General features: G+C 43.4%; 15 protein-coding genes. All 15 read right to left on the bottom strand.

The features are described from left to right. Positions 1-47: 47 nt before the first annotated feature. Positions 48-1631 carry an AAA family ATPase gene (locus P304_RS0100585; RefSeq protein WP_027388954.1) on the bottom strand — a complete coding sequence of 528 codons (1584 nt, stop codon included), beginning with the start codon at positions 1629-1631 and terminating at the stop codon, positions 48-50. 78 nt (positions 1632-1709) lie between these two features. Further along, entirely contained in the window at positions 1710-2303 is a 594-nt protein-coding gene (locus tag P304_RS0100580) for a D-sedoheptulose-7-phosphate isomerase (RefSeq protein WP_027388953.1), read from the bottom strand. An 80-nt stretch (positions 2304-2383) separates the two neighbouring features. Then, a complete protein-coding gene (locus tag P304_RS13270) occupies positions 2384-3508 on the bottom strand; it encodes a glycosyltransferase family 2 protein (protein ID WP_051321275.1) in 1125 nt (374 codons plus the stop codon). Then, entirely contained in the window at positions 3505-4224 is a 720-nt protein-coding gene (locus tag P304_RS0100570) for a 6-hydroxymethylpterin diphosphokinase MptE-like protein (RefSeq protein ID WP_027388952.1), read from the bottom strand. The genes P304_RS13270 and P304_RS0100570 overlap by 4 nt, the downstream gene beginning before the upstream one ends. Further along, a complete protein-coding gene (locus tag P304_RS13265; RefSeq protein ID WP_051321274.1) occupies positions 4221-4955 on the bottom strand; it encodes an FkbM family methyltransferase in 735 nt (244 codons plus the stop codon). Before P304_RS13265 ends, P304_RS0100570 begins: the two co-directional genes overlap by 4 nt. 12 nt (positions 4956-4967) lie before the next feature. Next, positions 4968-5987 (bottom strand): GSCFA domain-containing protein, encoded by a 1020-nt coding sequence (locus tag P304_RS15780; protein WP_027388951.1) that lies wholly within the window; start codon positions 5985-5987, stop codon positions 4968-4970. A gap of 256 nt (positions 5988-6243) precedes the next feature. Continuing rightward, entirely contained in the window at positions 6244-8238 is a 1995-nt protein-coding gene (locus tag P304_RS0100555) for an FkbM family methyltransferase (protein WP_027388950.1), read from the bottom strand. 32 nt (positions 8239-8270) lie between these two features. Continuing rightward, positions 8271-11057, bottom strand: coding sequence for a S8 family serine peptidase (locus P304_RS15775; RefSeq protein ID WP_160164985.1), 2787 nt, complete (start codon positions 11055-11057; stop codon positions 8271-8273). Positions 11058-11164: 107 nt separating this feature from the next. Next, on the bottom strand, positions 11165-11944 hold the full coding sequence (locus P304_RS0100545) for an FkbM family methyltransferase (protein WP_027388949.1): 780 nt from the start codon (positions 11942-11944) through the stop codon (positions 11165-11167). 25 nt (positions 11945-11969) lie between these two features. Further along, positions 11970-13958: a radical SAM protein gene (locus tag P304_RS0100540; protein WP_027388948.1), complete on the bottom strand. Its 1989-nt coding sequence runs from the start codon at positions 13956-13958 to the stop codon at positions 11970-11972. Then, positions 13955-15367, bottom strand: a complete 1413-nt coding sequence (locus P304_RS0100535; RefSeq protein WP_027388947.1) for a B12-binding domain-containing radical SAM protein — start codon at positions 15365-15367, stop codon at positions 13955-13957. Before P304_RS0100535 ends, P304_RS0100540 begins: the two co-directional genes overlap by 4 nt. Before the next feature lie 20 nt (positions 15368-15387). Further along, positions 15388-18990, bottom strand: coding sequence for a glycosyltransferase family protein (locus P304_RS0100530; protein ID WP_027388946.1), 3603 nt, complete (start codon positions 18988-18990; stop codon positions 15388-15390). Continuing rightward, the gene (locus P304_RS13250) at positions 18978-19505 is read right to left on the bottom strand and encodes a NanQ anomerase/TabA/YiaL family protein (RefSeq protein WP_051321272.1); all 528 of its coding nucleotides are present in this window, start codon (positions 19503-19505) and stop codon (positions 18978-18980) included. The genes P304_RS0100530 and P304_RS13250 overlap by 13 nt, the downstream gene beginning before the upstream one ends. 12 nt (positions 19506-19517) lie before the next feature. After that, a complete protein-coding gene (locus tag P304_RS17185) occupies positions 19518-19916 on the bottom strand; it encodes a hypothetical protein (RefSeq protein ID WP_236613284.1) in 399 nt (132 codons plus the stop codon). 35 nt (positions 19917-19951) lie between these two features. Next, a complete protein-coding gene (locus P304_RS13240; protein ID WP_051321271.1) occupies positions 19952-20527 on the bottom strand; it encodes a GNAT family N-acetyltransferase in 576 nt (191 codons plus the stop codon). Position 20528 lies beyond the last annotated feature (1 nt).

Here is a 20528-nt window from a genome sequence, read left to right as displayed (position 1 = left end):
TTCCCGTTTGCCCCGAGTGGAAAAGGGCATCTTAGAGCAAAGTTAACCTAACATCCCCACACATCAATCCCATCCACCCGCTTGTGCCAGATTTTCTGCTCCCAATCACGAGACTTCCTATCAAAAATGATCAAATGCATCTCGCCCGCACCAACCGTCCGTGCGTACTCCGAAACCTGCGCAATACCTTCTTCTATCGTCTTTTCCAAATTCGCACGCAAAAGCTTCGTTTCCAATACCACCCGTTGTACCGGCCCAAAAAAACCTTTATCAGACGTTGGCCATTCAACAAATATGTCAGTTCGCTTGCGACCCAAAGCGTATTCACGATTAATCCGCCCGCCACCGTTGATAAGACGCTGCAGAAACGCTTGCAACAGCAACTGCGGCCCGGCTTCTTTGTAATCAAATCTCTCAATCCAAGAATCGCTATTTTCACGGAAAAACTGCTGAAACGCCGTCATCAGTTTCGCAAAGTTGATCGTATTATCGCTGTTCAAGTACCAGGCAAGATCCTGTTCTACAATCGACTGCTGTTTCGCAATCGTAAGCTCGCGCGGAATAACTTCTTGATAAATATCGTTTGATATATGCACAAACGGCTTGCGAACAATCAGCCCTAAATCCTGAACATACTCCAAATCCCTGTCATCAAAATGAGCGTCGCTAGCATCAACTTGCGAAAGAATCGCCGAAATAACATTATACACCCGCTGTTCACGCAACTTATCTGTCAACTGATCCAGATGCGTCGCCCGCGACTGAATCAACTCCTCGCGTGCTTTCATGTAATGTTCAAATTCAATCTTTATTGAACGGTCGCGAAGCGTGCGATTTTCTGATGTCATTTGGTACGCGAGCGCATTGACTAACCACGGCTGCCCTTTCGTATCGCTCCAAAGCTTTGGAAAAATCGCCTTGTCAAACACCTGCCCCGTCTCTTTGGTATGTTCCCAATAGAGCTGTTTGCACTCTTCAAACGTAAAACTCTCCATCACCAAAGACGTGGCTTTAATATTAAAAGCACTCCCGCCAGTGATGATTTCCTGATCTTTAGTATGAATACGGTAATCTTTAATATCGCGCACACCGCATAAAATCATCGCTTGCGGGAACGCTTCTGGACGTTGCGCATACCCCGCACGAATCTGCCTGAGCAGCGAAATCAATGTGTCGCCTATAAGTGCATCAACTTCGTCGAGCAGGAGGATGGTGGGTTTTGGCGAATGCTTTGCCCAGTATCGTAGCAGCTGAGTCAACTGATCCTGCGATTGATGCTGCCGTCCCTCCTGCGTCCACCACACATTGACATCTACACTGCCAGTATAATCTTCTATACTCCGCGCAATCGCACTACACGCCGCTGCAATACCATCCGAAGCATTGCCCCGTGCCGCCTGTGCCCCCTCGATATTGGCATATGCGCAAACGTATTTCCCTTCTTGGTTCAATCTATGCATCATTTCTAGCAACGTTGAAGTCTTCCCCGTTTGCCGTGGCGCATGGAGCAAGAAGTACTTCTGCTGATCGATAAGCAGACGAATCTCATCCCAATTCAGGCGACTCAGTGGATTGATATGATAGTGCAAATTTGCCTTAGTCGGCCCAGCAGTATTGAAGAATTTATGCATAAATGAACCTTTCATGCTGGTGCATAGTGACCTATCAGTTCCGTATGATTGCCCCAGATAGAGTGGGTTGAGTATCCTTCATCGCACGGTATAGCGAGTTGATGAACCTTCTTTGAGCGAGAGGTAATACGAATAGATGGCGTGATCCAGAATCATATGCACATCCTCCACAAGACCATATTCACCTTTTTCACTCTGAATGTGGAAACTTATATCTGCCAGATCTTTGAGTTTTCCTCCGTCAAATCCGGTGCACCCGATGAGTGTGGCACCAATGTTTTTGGTATATTCTGCGGCTTTGATAATGTTTGGTGAGTTACCACTGGCGGAGATTGCAACCAGAACATCATCCGGGCGAAGAATGTCCAGCAGCTGTACGTAGAAAATATTGTCGTAGCCGACGTCATTAGCGATGGAGGTAGTGACCGCGGGGTTGTCGGCCAGACTTTGCACATGAAAACTGCGTATACTCCGCAATTTCAGGCCAACTCCAAGATCATTTGCGAAGTGAGATGCGGTAGATGCGCTTCCGCCATTACCTGCGAAATAAATTGTAGCCTGTTTTGTATGAGCCTGTTCGAACACCTGAATGATTCTGGCTACCGTGGTGGTGTCCAGTGCACTTAAAACGTCTGCTAAACGAGAAAAATACGTTTTGATAAAGGTTTCCATCGTGCAACCCTCCTTGGTTTACTTGGGATATGGCCCCGGCGGGAGCCCTTTGTGAGTAGAGGCTGTTTTGCGCAATATTACTATTTCGGATACGGCCCTTCAGGGAGTCCTTCATACAAATCTATCAGAGGCAGTGCCTCTCCAAAGAGGTCTAAACACCTTTTACGCATCATTTCCTGCTTACAGTCTGATGAGAGTATTATTGCATCTGCCTGTGAGGTGTCCCAATCAATGGGATTTTGGGGTGTGAGTCCCCAGAAGGCCTTCGTCTTGTCAGGGAAATCGTCTAAAATTGCTGTTATATGCTCTTTTTTGTAATCAGACATAAAGTCGCTTAGCCACTCTGTATACTGTCCTGCTCCAAAAAAAGCTATGCGGGGATAAGCTCTTGTCACCTCGCTTAATCTATTTTCAAGCATCAATCTATGCAGCACTTGAGAGTGATTCTTTCTTTCAGGCTGCTGTGATGAGAAGCGAAAATCCAAACCGGTTTTTTCGTAAAATTGGTTTAGTACAGGAAAGAGAACATTGTGATGAAATTTATTATGACTATAGGATGAGTTGCCAAAAACAGCATTGTTGTGTTTACGATAGTAACTTAAAGATTCCGGTATGGAAATAACTCCATTAAACAGCCAGCATGTTCTAGTGAGGTATGCATCAGCACTTATTCTGAGTTGAAGTGGAACTGGCATCACTTTTTCCAAGACTTCCCTACGGAAACAAAGACCGGAGGTGCCTACAAAAATCCCCAAAATGCCTTGGGATGCACTGAGCCTGAAACAATCACCTGAATACATGGCATGATGAAAGGGGTAAGTTTTGCCGTTGTCCCAGACTGTGGTCATGTGCTGCAGCACTCCATAACTACTGCCCAGAAAGTTATCCCATTTCACAATGGTTTCGAGTTTGTGGGGCAACCACCAGTCATCACTGTCTAGAAAAGCAATTATTCTACCCTTTGACGCCTCAAATCCTGCATTGAAGGCTGAGGCTTGCCCGCCGTTTTTCTTATATATCTTTGTTATTCTTGGATCAGAGAAGGATTCCAGTACATTTACTGAATCATCTGTCGAGCCGTCATCGACAATTATGAGTTCATAATTGGTGTAAGTTTGCTTTAGAACGCTCTCCACGCACTGGGCTATAAAACGGCCGTAATTGTAATTATTGATAAGAACAGAGATAAATGGACTCGCGTTCATACGAGAATATCCTCCAATTGAACAAGTGGAAAAAGATCAAGCATTGTTTTTCTAGATGCGTTGAATATTTTTCTGTTGTCTTTCTCAAAAGCTGCCTTAGCGCATTTGAAGGCATCATACTGTATGTCAAGCCTAGGCACAGTCCATTCTTCTCCTTTTTTTCTATAATCATTGTGAAAATGGTTGACTTCATCATTCTGAACCAGAATATTTTCTCCTGCATCCGTTGTTTTATTTGCTGGCATTGATTTGTCGAAACTGAAATCCAGCCCGAGAAGAAAAAGCTCCTTTATGCCGAGGTGATATGCTGCTTGCATTAAAGTGTATGTTACTGTGTGACCGCCGTAGGTGCCTTCAGCTATGTTACCAGAGAATTTTGGTTGTCTTATGCCGTTTATGACAGGAGTAGGCAAGTCTTTAAGCCAAAAGATATCATCCCTGTCCTGGATAAAAGGCTTAATGACACTGCTGAAAATTTTTACTGCACGCACACTTGCTATCGCTTCAGCATTATTTTGGGCAACGAGTCGGTCTATTACGGAATAGTAATCTGGGCGCCATTCGGTTTGGTCAAAAGCAAGATATATTTTATTGCACGAGAGAGAGAGATTACCCTTAATCATATCAAGGTCAGAAATCGTGAGGCTTGGTCCGGTCGCGACGAGAAAGCCTCTACAATCCTTATGCGCGTCCTTATTAATCGCAATCCTACTCATACTGACTTGCTCGCGGGGTTTAGCTTGTTAATACGCTCTTCAGTAAATTTTTTTCTTTGCTCAAAAGAGGCAAAATGTGATGATTGCTTTAGTATGCCCTTATCTGATGCAAATACAACATCTACCTGCCCTAATGCATCATCGAGTGGCCGGTACGTTGCTCCAAAAATGTCATAGGGAGAGAAACCTTTTTGACTCATAAATGCAACTGCATCAAGAAAAGTTGGCGACTCTTTGTAAAACTGGAATAGAGAGACTTCCATAATCACGACTTCCGTCTCTTTAAGAGTTTCTTCTGCGCCTTTAAGCACTTCAAGCTCAAAACCTTGAACATCTACCTTTATTATGAACGGTCCTTTAAGGCCGTATTTTTTTGTCTCACCGTCCAAGGTCACCACGGGAACAGTTCTTTCCACTCCATCTACATGAGCTCCCTCAGACTCCTTTAAAACAGAGGAGCCGCTCATATCGGGATGCACATTCATTATAATGCTTCCTTCTCTGCTCCCAGCAGCTGCCAGTGTGTAAACTGCCGGATACTCAGATGCAATTTTATCGAGAACCCCTTTGTACTCCTCCAACGGCTCTACCATAAGATAACGTACGGAGTCAAAGGCTCCGTACAGTCCGTTTGTTCCGTAAGCCACTCCCACATCTATAACCGTCTGAGGATTTACACCTTTATTTTTTATATGGGTAAGCACTGATAAAAGACTGTTACGTTTAAACATTTTTCCTCCCGCTTACAATTGTGTCGAGTTGGTGCAATCAGGCATATATACTTTAAGAAACGAGTCTATTATACACCCTGCTCCATGTTCGCTGATATGTCTCAAGTCGCTCTCAAACATCTTCTCTCTTGGAGAGCACATGGCTAGTTCATAACTTGGGAAATAATACACATTTTCGTATGACTCCGAAAATATATCCGCAGCAACTCTCAGTATTGATTTTGAAAGACTGTTGGCAACGAGTACATCTTTTCGAGAAAAAGTGGCAAGTAAAGGAACAGGAGAAACAGTGACAAATATTTTGAAATCCTTTTTGCTGAATGCCTTAATATATCCATAAATCCGATGAAGGTTGTTTATGTTTTCCTCAAGCGAGATCGTTTTGAAAGAGTACCTGTCAGCTTCATTCATCATAATAGCCGGCGAAAAAGTGTTTAGATACCTTTCGCTGAGGTTATCATACCAAGCTTCTGTCATCCCAAGAGTAAAGACCAGTACATCCGCATTGATGAACTGCCGAAAACATTCAAGAATAATGCTCCTCCTGTTCTTTACTGCGGCGTAATCCTCTTTATTGAGATGCACCGACTGACCACAGGTGTAACCATTTGTATCTGAACCAAAAATTGTTTCATACGGATTTTCTTTAATTCCGAGAGCGTACTCTATTTCATAAAGAATTGTGTATGAATTGTACTTGTTAATATATTGCAGTGTCGGAAAAGCTTCACGTTCGCCAAGCATGTGCGTGAACGCAGGAACGGCGATGCCACGTCTATTGAGCGCCTGCTCGAGCCTTCTAGCAAAACATGAACCTACAGTGAAAAAAACATTATCTTTCTTCAGTTGCACTTCTGGCTTTATACTAACAAAAAGCTCTTCTTGCTTCAGTCTGTAACTGGCAGTAAAGGCAGCATCATTACCTGTTTCCTTATGCCACAAGGAGTATTTGTTTTTCTTTCTATCATTAAGCACGTCCTTCATGCTCCTGAAACTGTAAACATCATTTTTTATTCCGGCATTGTTACCCATATGAATTTCCTCATAATAAAGAGATCTGTTCTGCGTCCATGTGCTGATCCGTTTTCTGCAAGATGTATTTGTTTTTTACTTTTACTGTAACCACTTAGGGAAAAATATAACCATTAGGCGCTGTCGCTAACTTCAGGGTTTTTTATACCAAAATAAACAAGCTCATCTCAAACTTTTCCACATTTTTGTACATAAGTGTGTAGCGCCGCATTCAGTGAGAGAACGGACTAATCGTAACATGAATTATAATATGAAACTAAACGCCAAACTCCTTTAATTTTGCCTGAACAACTGATCTCAATTGATTCTCCCCAATCTGAGTGAAATAAATTGACCTTGACCATCTTTGCTTAATTGCAGGATAGTCAGGTTGCTGTTTTGACGAAAACGGCTCACTTATAATGTATCGAAAGCCGCAATCCTCAAGGACGCGTAGTATTGCTGAAAGTGAATTGGACGCGTCTCCGTAATGGTATTCGATTAACCCCTGACGCACCAAGCTCAAAGAAGATGCACTTGAGGTTACAACACTTTTCTCGGCACCCTCAATATCAAGTTTTAAAAAGTCGATAGGTCTATCAATAAACTCTCCTAGAGTTCTTGTTTCAACTGCTACCGCAGAGTACGAGCGTCCCTCCTCTTGAGATCGGGTTAAAATTGAAGACGCCATTGGCATTTCGCTATCACAATAGAAGGTTGCCGTGCCCACCTCTTCTGCTAAAGCGTAGGGATACAATCGAATATTTTTCCAGTTGTTTAATGCAATATTTCGTGAACAGATCTTGAATAGAGTAGGGTTAGGCTCAAATGCAATGATGTGCGCTTTTGGATAAAGCCACTTAAAGTAGGCTAGTGCTGTCCCTATATTTGCACCACCATCAATAATGAGGGGCATATCCGTTGTTGATTCAAAACGGTCAGACTCGTTTAAAATTATTTCTTTATATAATGTTAACGTGTCAAGTGCGCTAGCATAATAGAGCTTTGAGTTGAGGAAGTTGATGGGCTCCCGGGTTGCTTCACAAGAATGCGGTGTCTTAGATAACTCTAAAATCTGAGCACATAAGTCTATTCCCATCCGTTCGCTCATTGCGGACAAACGATTACGAACGAACATCATTTCAACGTTAGCATCAGCTAGCGCCCTTTGGCCTAATTGGGCATCTTTTGGGCACTTGCTGGACAATTTAGATATAAAAATGTCAGAGAAATTGCCTGACCCAGCAAGCCAGTGCAGCGAATCTAACCATTGCTTAACAGCATAAATTAGCAAGTTCGTGGGCAAGGTATCGATTATATGCAAGATTTCAAGAGCATGATCAAATTTACCCGTCATCAAATATAATTTGAATAGGGCAGCTTGTCCTACCTGAGAAAGGCGGTTCTGGTTCAAATCTTTCAAGCAAAAATCAATGGATGTTTGGTAATTTTTTAGTGGGATATAGTGGTGATTTGCCAGCTGGTAAAAACCATCCTTAAGGCTAGGGTTTTCCAGATATGCAGACTCAATAAGGTCTACGCTATCATGCGGTAAGCCAATATTTGCCCTCACCAATGCATATTTGAGCTTCCATTCTGGAGACATTCTCTTTCCGACTTCGTCACGCCTCATCCAGTCATGCAATATGGAATATTTTTTCTGCGGCCAGAAAAAAGGCCAAGCGCATCTCGAAAAACCATCCATAAGTGTGGAATCTTGTCGGTACGCCCCTTCTACTAGCTGAGCAGCCTCGCCTGTTGAGCCATGCAACATTGCAAGCTCAGCAACTAATAACATATATCCCGCGGTAATTCTGCCGTTTATGATGTCTTTACGTGCCAGTGAGTACAGTGACTCCACTTGGTCTGGGCAAGCTTTAAATCGCCACGCGATGCTAGCATATCCATTCACAGCGTCCTGATGGTTTTTATAAATTTGCTCGACTTGTTGAAAAGCGCCTGCCATATCTCCTTGGATAGCTATACACTCTGCGTGTTTTAATCTATGAAACCACGATTGCCTGCCGAGTTGTGCATCCATTACAAAAAGGCGGTTAGCGGTATCAACATCTTCTTTGACATTCAGCATATAGTACGCAAGACGCGAATATCCATCCTTGATGTGAGGTTGAGTAGAGTACATGTCATGTATCAATTTCTCAATATGACAGACTTGCACTGTAGGGTGTTCTGCTAGTACACCGTTAAAATCTTGCAGCCATCTGTGGTCAACTCGTGGAGCCTGAAATAATAAATGCTCTATAAATTGCATATCCCTCCCGATTAGAAGTTATTGTATAGCACTTAAGGTGCTTGCCACGCCGAAGCGGGAACATTAGGGATCACGCCGTTTGGAAGAGTAGCCTGACCATAGGTTGTTATATCTTTGCCATCCATCGTCCATATTGATATGGAGCCACCATTGACTCTTCTGAAAGCGATATCAGACTTTCCATCTCCATCGAAGTCACCCGTTCCGATAATTTCCCACGCCGAAGCGGGAACATTAGGGATCACGCCGTTTGGAAGAGTAGCCTGACCATAGGTTGTTATATCTTTGCCATCCATCGTCCATATTGATATGGAGCCACCATTGACTCTTCTGAAAGCGATATCTGACTTTCCATCACCATCGAAGTCACCCGTTCCGATAATTTCCCACGCCGAAGCGGGAACATTAGGGATCACGCCGTTTGGAAGAGTAGCCTGACCATAGGTTGTTATATCTTTGCCATCCATCGTCCATATTGATATGGAGCCACCATTGACTCTTCTGAAAGCGATATCTGACTTTCCATCACCATCGAAGTCACCCGTTCCGATAATTTCCCACGCCGAAGCGGGAACATTAGGGATCACGCCGTTTGGAAGAGTAGCCTGACCATAGGTTGTTATATCTTTGCCATCCATCGTCCATATTGATATGGAGCCACCATTGACTCTTCTGAAAGCGATATCTGACTTTCCATCACCATCGAAGTCACCCGTTCCGATAATTTCCCACGCCGAAGCGGGAACATTAGGGATCACGCCGTTTGGAAGAGTAGCCTGACCATAGGTTGTTATATCTTTGCCATCCATCGTCCATATTGATATGGAGCCACCATTGACTCTTCTGAAAGCGATATCTGACTTTCCATCACCATCGAAGTCACCCGTTCCGATAATTTCCCACGCCGAAGCGGGAACATTAGGGATCACGCCGTTTGGAAGAGTAGCCTGACCATAGGTTGTTATATCTTTGCCATCCATCGTCCATATTGATATGGAGCCACCATTGACTCTTCTGAAAGCGATATCTGACTTTCCATCACCATCAAAATCAGAGCGCACACCTCCACTTTTTTCGGCCGCAGTATATTCACCACTCAGGTTTTCAGTATCCAGATCGGCGGCAATGGTTGCGGTTATACTTGCTGGCTTTCGCCACACGTATCCGTCAGAGCTGTGAGTAATGCTTTTAAAGTTGATGGTATATGATCCTACTGGTACGTCAGCGACGGTAGTTCCACTGCTTCTCCACTCCCCGCTGTTTATCTGCCATTGAGCGCCGTCATTGATTGCTCCTTGCGGGGTGATGCTGACGAATATAGAGCCTTTGCCAAATGAATTCGCAGCAGCCTGAACATCGATTCGTGGTTTTGCAATACCATTACGGGTATCTGTTATTGAAAGGCCGGTCGATTGAAAAGCAGAAAGTATCTCAGTTACGGTTGCGCTGGGTTTCATTGATTTGAGAACAGCCCATGCTCCCGCTACATGTGGTGTTGCCATGGATGTTCCGTTCCAGGACGCATAGCCACCACTGGAAATGGATGAGTTGATAGAGGAACCAGGCGCGAGTAGGTCAAGTATTGCTGCACTGTTTGAAAAGGGGCTTACAGTGTTGCTTTTCGTTGTCGATCCAACGCTGATTGCGGTTGATATACAGGCTGGGGCACTGATAGATGACGTATAACCATTGTTGCCGGAAGCTATTACTGTTGCAATACCGGCAGCCCGCAAAGAGTCGATGATCGTTTTCAGCGAGGTATTTGTGCCGTCACAGTGGGCACTATAAGAGCCGCCGCCAAGGCTCATATTGGCGGAGGCGATACTATATGTGTTTCGTAAAGCGTACACGCGTTCGAGGGCTTTTATCTGGTCAGAGCTGTAACTCAGAGCACACGGGGCAGGAGTGCTGCCACATTGGGCAGCGCTGTTAAAGCGGCTGAATACCTGAATGGCAATGATAGAGGCATCTTTTGCGACACCGGAAAAACTTCCCCCGGAACCTGCCGTAATGCCCGCCACATGGGTACCATGACCGCATCCGGCAATAGCAGTGTTGCAGTCCAGTCCGGAATTGACAGCCGTGGATGCGCTGACACTACCAGGACACAGGCTCAGGATGGTACTGCCACTCGTTGTTGAGTAACAGGCTTCAGAGACTACTTTTCCGGATAAAAATGCATGATTCTTATTAACCCCTGTGTCAAGAATGGCGACTGTTTGCCCGCTACCGCTATGGCCGCTGGCCCACACGGCATCAGCCTTTATGAGCGGTATGGACTGCGCGAGTGTCGGGGCAGACAGATAGTCCTCTTCCACGTCAATCACGTCTGGCATGTCCAGAAGTTCCTCAAGTAATTGAGCATCAACTTCCATGCTCGCATACGGAATAGTCTCGAATTCTTTGAAGCCCAGTCGCGAGGCTTGGTACGGGGGAATTTTATCAGACATTCTTCGTGCGAGTTGTTCCCGTTTGATCGCAACGCGCTCACGCTGGTCGACAACGCTCGAGCCGGATAGCTGGTGTTCAGGGTCGTGAACTACGTTTAAACGGACAATAACCCGTGTGGTGCCCTCGCGTTGCACTTTGTCGCGCAAACGTCCCACAGTCTCCTTAACCCGTTCAGGCAATTCCCCCGAGCTGTGAACCATGATGGCTGACAGCGTTGGCTGTTCTGGTACAGGAAGTTCATTCAGGAATTTATATGGACGCTGTGCATGGGCGAATGTTGTTCCAAAGCAAACAATACAAAACATGGCCAAACTGATACGCGCTATAAGGCCGGTTTGTAATTTAAATACTTGACGGATAGATGTCATCACCATATGCCTCCTAGGCACTATTCAAGTGTAACACATTGTCAATGACACATCGTTGTTGCTCCTCCTAGAGGAGCATTTTCTGAAAAATCGTTACTCTAGTGAATTCAGTCTGGAGAGAAATGAGGATTCAATTTTTGGTAAACCTCATTTCTGAATTTACATTGCAGAAACTCTTGACATTGCTCTTCAGTGCCCCATCGGCTATCCTCTCGGAATATTCCATTTTCTTTAACGAATACCACATCTACCTGTCCTCTCGCATTATCAAGAGGCCTGTTATGCCCGTTAAATAAGTCATATACAACGAACCCACAAGTCTTCATGTAGCAAACTACTTCATAAAACTCAGGGAGCCCAGGAGAAAAAGGAAAAAGTGACACCTCAAGCATCACTACTTCAGTATGATTGAGCACCTCCTGAGCTCCTTCAAGTACCAGCAATTCTGCGCCTTGTGTGTCGATTTTCAATAGAAAAGGGGCAAGCCACTCGTGCTTATTGTATAGGGTATCTAAACGGCAGCAAGTCACATTTCTCCGTAGCGCATCTTCGGTAGCATTCATCGGAACCAGCAAAGAGGAAGTTGTCATGTCAGGGGTAACCCAAATCTCTACCTGCCCATCAAATGCACCCGCAGCGCATGAATATAAGTGCGCATTTCTCCGCCTAAGAATAGGCTCAAGCATTGCGTTAAACTCAACGATTGGTTCTATCAGCGCGAGGAATGCTTCATTATTTAGTCCATAGATTTCAGGTGTTCCCGTTGCTACCCCAACATCTATGATTGTCCTTGGTGAAAAATTGAGTTTCTTAAGGAAATCTATAAACTCTCTATTTGATTGGCGCGTTTTTAAAATATTGGCTATGAAATTTTCATTTGACGGCATTCTGAATCCTTTGGGCAACGAGTTTTCATTGAAGTGATGTAGCATATAAATCAATTAGCCTGACTTTTTCCCCATATAGCAGGCGACAGCGATCAAAGAATATTTTCTGTTTGTCATTAGTGGATAATAAAATTGCATCAATCGACTCAATATTGAGAGCCGATGGTTTCGTTACGCACATATTAAAACAATTAGCATTGATATCAGGGTGATCATCAACAATGGCGATGATCTGAGGGCTCCTTCCTAAATAGAGAGTCGAAAATGTCTGAAGCCATCGTGTATGTCTCCCTGCTCCAAACAGTGCTATTTTTCTTATTCCTTTTTTTTGAAGCAAGAGCATGGAATCTACAGCTTGCATTACATCCGAGTAGGTATCACGCAACGCTTGGTGAATTCGACTTTTACTGCTCAGAGTTTTTTTGAAACAAAACGTCAAATAGCCGAAGTTGTGAACTAATAACCATTCCGGTGATTCTAAAAGTGTGATCAGCAATTTCCGAATTTCTATGTGATGATAAATGCCCGCATGCACAACCAAATGACCGTCTGAGATGACGTTTTCTGTAGCTTCAATCACATCCTGTTCAGTTGCATTTTCGTTGAGTACAACTACAGAAAAAGAACTTTTATCCTTATTCCGTAACGGGTTATTTGTATTTTGAACATATTTGTCTGCGTTAGGCAGGCAACAGTTTGTCATGTATTTTCTAATATGATCAACTGTTCTAGGATCTACAGCTCGGCATGGCCAGTATGATGTTGCAACAGCCACCATAACGGGCGTTAGTGGGCCATAACCATATTCTGCGACATGGGCAGGAGTTGATGATGTTAGCAGTTCAACTGTACCTGCTATTATCTTCCTATAATGTTCCAGAATGCGTGGTTGAAGCATTACACGCGAGTTACGTACAAATGCAAAACGAGGGAGTTCTGTTATATAACGGTTAATCCCTTTCATCTGTTGGATCTCACGAAGCGAAAAAGGACATGAGAAGAGCCCCATTTTTGGGGGACAAAAGAGATAATCTTTGTTTCCAACCACCCTTTCTCTTATCTTGTTCACTGAGGGGTCTGCTAAGATTTCCACAATATTTTTATCATTAAGGTTTCCTATGCTTTGCCCAGAGAAATTACAACCTAGTCTCACGTTGCCGGTGTGTTCTACTTGTATCTGGTTGTCGAGGTGTACACACCTTTGGTCAGTGAACTCATAGCTTGGGGTTTGAAAAGGAGAAAAGATGGGTGCCCTATTTACGTCTAAGCTATATTGTGAGTAATCAAAACAAAGCCCTTGTGAGGTAGCAAGGTCGTGGGTGCGAAGAATTTCACAGACCATCTCTTCCTCAAGGTGCGCGGGAATGTGATTTTCTCGGTAAAATGCTAAATCTTCTTCGTAAATTGATGGTGCACGCCACTTGCGTATAAGCAAGGTATCTGCCTTTCCCGCAGCAAGAGTAACAAATTCATTCAGTTTACCCAATAAAGGTCTTGTCATTACAAATGAAATTTGCAGAGTGAAAGGGGTTTTTTTCTTAATTTCGCTGAGTGTGTCAATTGCATGTTTAACTTTCAGGAAATTATCTCGTCCGCTGATTTTCTGGTACAGATCTCTAGTTGGGGCGTTAACACTAAGACTCACAGTAGAAATAAATCCCGACTCTACCCGGTGGTACCAATATGTGTCAAAGAGAGTCCCATTCGTTACAAGGTACATTTTGATCTCTTTGTTGTAACTTTCCACATATTGTAAAAAATCGATAAGCGGCCTCCAGAGAAATATTTCCCCGCCCGCTGGCTGGATTATTTTCAGCCCCCCCGCAGTAATAAGTGGTGATAGGTTGTCCAGCGCTTTCGGAGAGATATCGGCTTCACGTTTTCTGTGGGGCTGCCAGCAAAAACCGCACCGACTGTTGCACAAAAATGTTGCTTTTAAGCCAAGCACCCTAATCTGATTTAAGTTATTCATTGCCATCTGATAGTCTGGCGTATGACATAGATCTCTAGTCATAACGTAAGTCCACTAAATAAACGCTTTAGCCTAGGAAACGCAGAAAGGATTTCCTGAGGATCAAAGTCTTTAAATGTAATTCTAAATTGATTTGTGAAGTAGTAGAGCCAGAGTTGAGTCAGTGCAAGGTAAAACTCACTGTCATCATCAGTCATCCATGGTCTCATCCTCAAATCAATAAAATTAGTTGGAGGCACAGGTACGACTTCAACCCGAGAAAGGACAGCAAGCGAAAAATCTATGCCCTCTTTCTGATTGGTGTCAATGATGATTTTGTCGTCAGGCTGAGGGGCATACAGGTAGAACATTGAATTTGCTTTGCCACAGGAAAGTTGCTTCACTTGGGCGGCAACTTCGATACTTTGCCGGATATCATTGTCATCTTCTGTTGGCAGCCCGAACATAAATGCAGTTGTGAAATTAATTCCAAATGAAGTAAATTTTTGAATAAGTTTCAGCGCTTTATCGATATTAATGTTTTTATTTAGCAATTGGCGAATTTTATGTGAGCCTGACTCAATGCACATTGTAACGCTAATTTTATTCTGACAAAGAATGTCTTGGATGGACGGAGTGAAGTTATTCAGATGCCCGTAAACTCGCCCAATCTTGTAGCCATATTCGAATGCAGCCTGGAATATCTCTATAGATCTTGCCTCGTCCAATAAAAAATTATCGTCCATAAATACAAAGTTGCTGATGTTAAATTTATTGTGCCAATAATGCATTTCGCATATTACTGATTTCCCGCTTCGCAAAAAGAATTTGCCTTTAGCTGCGAATGTATTGTAGCAAAAAGCACATCTGTGAGGACAACCTCTTGATGTTATGATTGGAATGTGCCTATAGCGCTCAATGCCTTTTTCCCATAGATCCAGTCGGATTGCGGGCAAATCGTCGAGATCGCCGCAGAATGTGTAATTTGTTCCCTTTTTGATTGTGCCATTGGATAACGCTACACTAATATGCTGGTGTTGCCGGATTGACTCCAAATCACCATTCTGGATGAAATGTGCCAGTTGAACTACGGTTGATTCTCCTGCTCCTATAACAGTGTAGTCAGCTCCACCCTCAATAATGCAATTCTCAGGCAACGAGGATGCTACCGGGCCACCCCACACCACCGGTATTTCTGGGTATCCATTTTTCACTTTGCGTGTGAAACGAAGGGCGTTTTGAATATTTTCACCCAGATAGGCGGACATCCCCACAAAGAGTGGACCTCTTATAAGTGAAGACTCAATAATATCATCGTAATCCGGCTGAACTTGAGGGTCCACGAAGGTTACCTTAAATCCGCTTTCAAGAAGTGCTGAGGCAATTGATAGAATTCCTAGTGGGGGACCAAACGAAGAGTATTCCCTTTGGAGTAAAGGGTACGAAGTGTTAATGAGTAATATTTCAAGCATTTATAAAAGCCTTTCATGTTTCAAGTGCTGAGGTAGGATATAAAACTTAGGTCAATTGTTTCTTGCGTGGGAACAACACGTTGCGCACAATCAGCCCAGTAATAATAGTACGGATCATTATCCTTGGCGAGACTGCCATAATACGACGCAATATCTTGACGACCCAACGCAGCAAATAGCAGCGAAAAAACATTATAGCGAACAGCAGGGTGATGATTACTGAAGTAGGTATTGTTTATGTCGGTAACCTTTTTTAGAAATTCTAATGCTTTTTGGGCTTTCCCGTTGAGTGCATAAGCCAAAGCGCAGCGCATGGTTACGTCAGGCATGTAGGCATTTTGCAACTTCATTGCTTTGATAGCTGCTTCCGAAAGGGTTATGTCATCAAGAAGCCATGCATGAATGGAAAAATTGGCAAGTACGTTGCATGAAAATCCTTTTATTTCAATTGTTTGAATTACGTTTTCTAAAATTTTCTCCTTATCACCCGCTACCAGTCGCCAGGGAAGAGTGAAAATCAAATCACTTTCCTTTGGGAAGGGGTTCACCGCATACTCACGCTGTATTGCTTCATTCAAGAGATGTGTAATGGCGATATCAGTATTACTGCAAGTAGAAGAATATATTTTTCTCGATAATATCCCATAGACTTCACCTAAAATCTCTTTAGTCACAAAAAAACCAAATCTGCCCGTTACGTGATGATTTTGTAATACTTTATCTAAATAATCCAGATAGCATTCTGGCGTCCTGTGAATAATGCTTTCTAGGAATTTAATTCTTAACGCACTCAACTGCTTATCTATGGATTGTTCCGTGTTATTTCCCCAAGAGCGGCACATTTCTTCGGCAATATAAGTCGTATCGCCAGAGTAAATTGTCTCTACGATCTCAAGCAGATTAATCTCATCGCTGTAGAGAAGGCAAATAGCACCTAAACGTCCTATTATGTCTCTGTTTGGTAGTGTCGAATATGGAACACAAGCAATAAAACGCTTTACAAGCGAATGGTGAGCCTGTGATGCAAGGTAAGCAATACATCTAACCTGCCTACTGGCATCTTGGCACTGCGAAAACATACGTTCTAGCTGACCGATGTCCAGTTGAGAAATTTGTTTTAGTTTGCAAGTAACCATAGCAGCAAGATGGGGGGCGTATGAAAAAGTATTTAGTACATGCTTCGAGAACGTCATTGCTTTCCAAAGCAGTAAAGCTTCTGGATGGCGATTATTGTTTAAAAGATGATTCATAATGCGCAATGTCGTAATTGAATCGACCTTAAGTGAATCGGCCGCGTAAGCAAAGGGGCTTATTATGATGTCTGCAACGAAATGAAGGGCATTGACGTTTGATTTCAAATGGTATCGTTCAGTTAACGACTCTCTCTGAAAAAAATCTCTCAATATTTCTGCGTCGCCGCCACCACAATGGACATAGATTAAGAACGGAGATCTATGTAATAGCTTTGCGATAAATGCTAAATAATCAGCACTTAAGGCTTCAATCCTTCCGTTTCCTCCAACAAATACACTATCTACTGGAAATCTACTGCGCACGATGATGGATTTTTCTTTCATTTGCTCTGCTGCACTAGATTGCATGTTAATGGTACTAATGATACCCTTTTCGTGATTGTGCGTCATCATTAAGTCCCGTGAAAACTCACTGCCATGCATATTAACCGTAGCAATCATTTCTAATGCACAACTTACATACTCGTCGAAGGCGAGTAATCCTTGCGACAACGAATTTTGATAAAAAGACATATAGTCATCCGGATCTACAACATCAAAACGAAATGAAACGACCCCTGCTCCATTGTTAGCGACCAAGTATTCATTTACACTCTCGCCACTTGGCAGAGGAAATGTATTGAGATAAACATCTATGATATGTGCATAGATGTTAGCATCGACCCACCCTTCAAAATAAAAGCGATCAGCAATGCCAAGCTCGTATGTGATCGTGCGGATATTATCTTCCCCGCCACCACCGCAGGCGAGATAAATGCATTGTGGATACATTTGCATAATAGTGGCGACCGCTTCAAGATATGGCCGACTTTCAAGTTTGATATAGCGCCCGATGCTTCCGAGAATAATAGTCCCCGGCGGAAACTGTTGTCTTCTTGTTTGGGCTGCGCGCAGATCATCAGCTTTTTCACCACCAAGGAAACTCTGATCTTGGGCAAGGGCAAAGCGATGAAAAATGAATGGCTCGTCGTGAAGTTTTGAGCCGATGTGCGTAATGCGTTTATCAATACCCGAAACATCGTACTTAAAATTCCCATGGCACCAATATATCTGAATTGGTGCGCTTCGGCTGGCAAAAAGAAAATTAAATGTTTCACGGTTGTTGCAGGCAATCATGACATCTATTTGCTGGTCTATCATGTGATTGCGGAGCAGTAAGCATTTTTCAAAATGGTTGTAGTAAAGTCCATATTGTTGATTGGCGTTACACAGGGTATGGGCGTTTATATACTGTGCGCCGGCTTGTCGTACCATGTCTATATACTGCGGATCAGAATGGCTTTTTTCGATATATCCAATGTCATACACATAGTACTGATGCTGAGCTTGATTGTCTGCACACAGTGTTTGCAAATGCGATACCAGCAGCTTGCCTGGTGAATTACCAACAAGTCGATCGTAGACATAAGCGATTTTCAACGAACCGCTGCCTTTACACTCTCGGGAAACCGGAGCAATCGGGATTTTCTGACACAACAGCTCGACATAGTGCGATAAAGGTATCTCTACCTCATCGTTAAACTTTTTCCATTCATCCTGAGTATGAGTCAAATTAAAATACACGTGCGAAAGCGGGTAGTGTAGAAAGAAAACAAGCTCCCTTCTGTCTTCGTCAATGGCACGCAGAAATAGCTCCAACCATTTTTCATATAGCTGAAGCCAGTTGGTTTCTGCGTTATACACATTCCACAATATGGAAACAGCCCAGAAAATATTAGCTTTCTGTGTGAGTTCGTCTTTTTCCCAGAAGGCACTGGAATAAACATAATCACGGAAGATAAAAATTGCATCATCAAGGTTTTTATATAAAAAATGACAAAGGCGACGTATTACGTTAAGGTCGTTGTGGCCTTGTACCACCTCATGGGTAATCACATCGGCATAGCGCTGAGTAAAGAGCACTCTAGTTTCATCCCAATTATGTCCATCAAGTACATCTAGAAACAACAAGACGTTTGAAAGAATAAATTTATCCATCGTATTGTTTGGCAGATTTTGGTGCGCGATTGTGATTTCGTGCCGGAACTGCTGGCTGATTGACGTTACTTGGGGGCGTATGTTTCCGTCGCGTAATATTTGCAATGCCCAAAGGAAGTCATAATTAAACTCTTGCTTGCGGCAAAGTGGAATGAAAACCTGATCGCGTATAATCGCGAACAACTCCGCATATATGGGGGCAAATTGAGGTTTTTGAAAAACACTATGTACGGTTTCTATCTTGTGAAAGGCTCCGAATATCTCGGATAAATTACCAGCGTTGGCACTAAGAAGTGTTTCAGTTAGATCTAAAATATATGATTCAAATTTACTTTGCTGAAGAAACTTGTCCCATTTAGCCCATTTCTGGTGACCAAAACTTATTGAAAGCATGCACCCTCCTGCTGCTTATTCACTTGTTGTATAATATGCGAGGTGGGTGACAGCAGCTTTTGGTGGATTTTTACAACCAATTTTTTTATATGCGGATCTCTCTGATTATGTATTTTTGGTTTGTGGGCTTCGCCGGGGAAGAATATTCCGCATATCCCAGGATTCAGATCAATCATTTGGGTTTTGATGCTAGATGACGTAGCGTAATACTGAAAGTCCTTTACTGCGTCGTATTCGCCGTTGCGCTCCAATAAATCCGCTGCTGCGTGTTCTATGCGTTCGCCTCCGGCAATGCAATACTGGAGGTCGATATAGTGTAAATGGCTTTCAAATCGACATTCATTAAAGGGAAGTGTGTAATAGCTGTGCAAATTTACGTACATATCACGCCCTATGATTTCGTATATCCCCTCCGGTGCAGTATCGGCAAATTGTAAAATCCAATCGGTAGCAGACTGCCAGATTGCGTTACTGGATAAAATATCTGGAATATTCTGGATGGAAAAACAGTGCATGTGTGGCTCCGTTCAGGATTGGAGGTGAATTTGAATGTAAGACAAGGTGCGACGAATTATTTCCGTCAATGTTTTCGTGTACCTCAAAACTTCCTCAAAAACTTCTACAAGGTCTTCTACTATATACTCGTAGGCAATAGTGTTTCGCAGATCCTTCATGATTCTCAGCGTTTCAATATCATCATAAAGCCCTCGCTTTATGATCACAGATTCATTGGCTTCGTAGTTGCGCGCAATTTCGTTTCGCAAGTCACGTATTTCAAACCACTCATCAACGCTAAGAATATCAATGTGTTCGAGTTGTTTGAGGATATCGATAAACGGCTTGTCGATATTTTCCCCAAGATAAAGGAACGCTGGCTTAAAAAGCTTTGCTCCCATAGTATCTTGCAACGTTGAAAAGCGATACACGAGTTGGTCGCTTATGGAAAGCTTTTATAGAGCAGTCATATTCTTGACACGTTATCGGCATTTTTCTGTGCAAAATACTCTTTGGCCAGAATCCCCATAATCACGCGATCTTCGTATTTCCCATCAACAAACATCTCCTGCCGCGCACGTCCTTCTTCAACAAAACCGACTTTTTGATAGGACTTTATTGCCGCAACGTTCCCACTATTCACACCAAGAAAAACGCGGTGAAGGTTCAGGCGGCAGAAAGCAATTTCAAGCATCAGCGCGGTCACCTCAGTCGAAACACCTTTGCCCCAAAAATCTTTTTCGCCAATCACAATAGAAAACTCACCACGCCGATTTAAGGCGTCGACCGTGAGTTTCACATTGCCGATATGTTCATCCGTTTCCTGCCAGAAAATAGCGAGAAAAACATGGGGTGGCGCCATGTGAACTTGGACAAAACGACGAATACTTTCCATGTCTTCGGGGTAACGACCAGCAACCAGCGTGCGTGTGACTCCCGGGTCACTCATCCAGCGCACGTACCGTTCACTGACAAGCTCCAGCACCATTTTTGTCAGATACGTCTTTACGCCTGTGGCGTATGCGGGGTGAGCCGTGGGCATA

Source organism: Chrysiogenes arsenatis DSM 11915, assembly GCF_000469585.1.
In the GTDB taxonomy this organism is placed as follows: Bacteria; Chrysiogenota; Chrysiogenetes; order Chrysiogenales; family Chrysiogenaceae; genus Chrysiogenes; species Chrysiogenes arsenatis.
This window is presented reverse-complemented; position numbering and strand designations above follow the sequence as displayed.

Coding starts and splice junctions, on each gene's coding strand:
- P304_RS0100545 (WP_027388949.1), bottom strand. CDS start 11,944: ATGCCGTCAAATGAAAATTTCATAGCCAATATTTTAAAAACGCGCCAA.
- P304_RS13250 (WP_051321272.1), bottom strand. CDS start 19,505: ATGCACTGTTTTTCCATCCAGAATATTCCAGATATTTTATCCAGTAAC.
- P304_RS13270 (WP_051321275.1), bottom strand. CDS start 3,508: ATGAACGCGAGTCCATTTATCTCTGTTCTTATCAATAATTACAATTAC.
- P304_RS13265 (WP_051321274.1), bottom strand. CDS start 4,955: ATGTTTAAACGTAACAGTCTTTTATCAGTGCTTACCCATATAAAAAAT.
- P304_RS0100535 (WP_027388947.1), bottom strand. CDS start 15,367: ATGCTTGAAATATTACTCATTAACACTTCGTACCCTTTACTCCAAAGG.
- P304_RS0100570 (WP_027388952.1), bottom strand. CDS start 4,224: ATGAGTAGGATTGCGATTAATAAGGACGCGCATAAGGATTGTAGAGGC.
- P304_RS0100530 (WP_027388946.1), bottom strand. CDS start 18,990: ATGCTTTCAATAAGTTTTGGTCACCAGAAATGGGCTAAATGGGACAAG.
- P304_RS15775 (WP_160164985.1), bottom strand. CDS start 11,057: ATGACATCTATCCGTCAAGTATTTAAATTACAAACCGGCCTTATAGCG.
- P304_RS0100580 (WP_027388953.1), bottom strand. CDS start 2,303: ATGGAAACCTTTATCAAAACGTATTTTTCTCGTTTAGCAGACGTTTTA.
- P304_RS0100555 (WP_027388950.1), bottom strand. CDS start 8,238: ATGCAATTTATAGAGCATTTATTATTTCAGGCTCCACGAGTTGACCAC.
- P304_RS15780 (WP_027388951.1), bottom strand. CDS start 5,987: ATGGGTAACAATGCCGGAATAAAAAATGATGTTTACAGTTTCAGGAGC.
- P304_RS0100540 (WP_027388948.1), bottom strand. CDS start 13,958: ATGACTAGAGATCTATGTCATACGCCAGACTATCAGATGGCAATGAAT.
- P304_RS13240 (WP_051321271.1), bottom strand. CDS start 20,527: ATGCCCACGGCTCACCCCGCATACGCCACAGGCGTAAAGACGTATCTG.
- P304_RS0100585 (WP_027388954.1), bottom strand. CDS start 1,631: ATGCATAAATTCTTCAATACTGCTGGGCCGACTAAGGCAAATTTGCAC.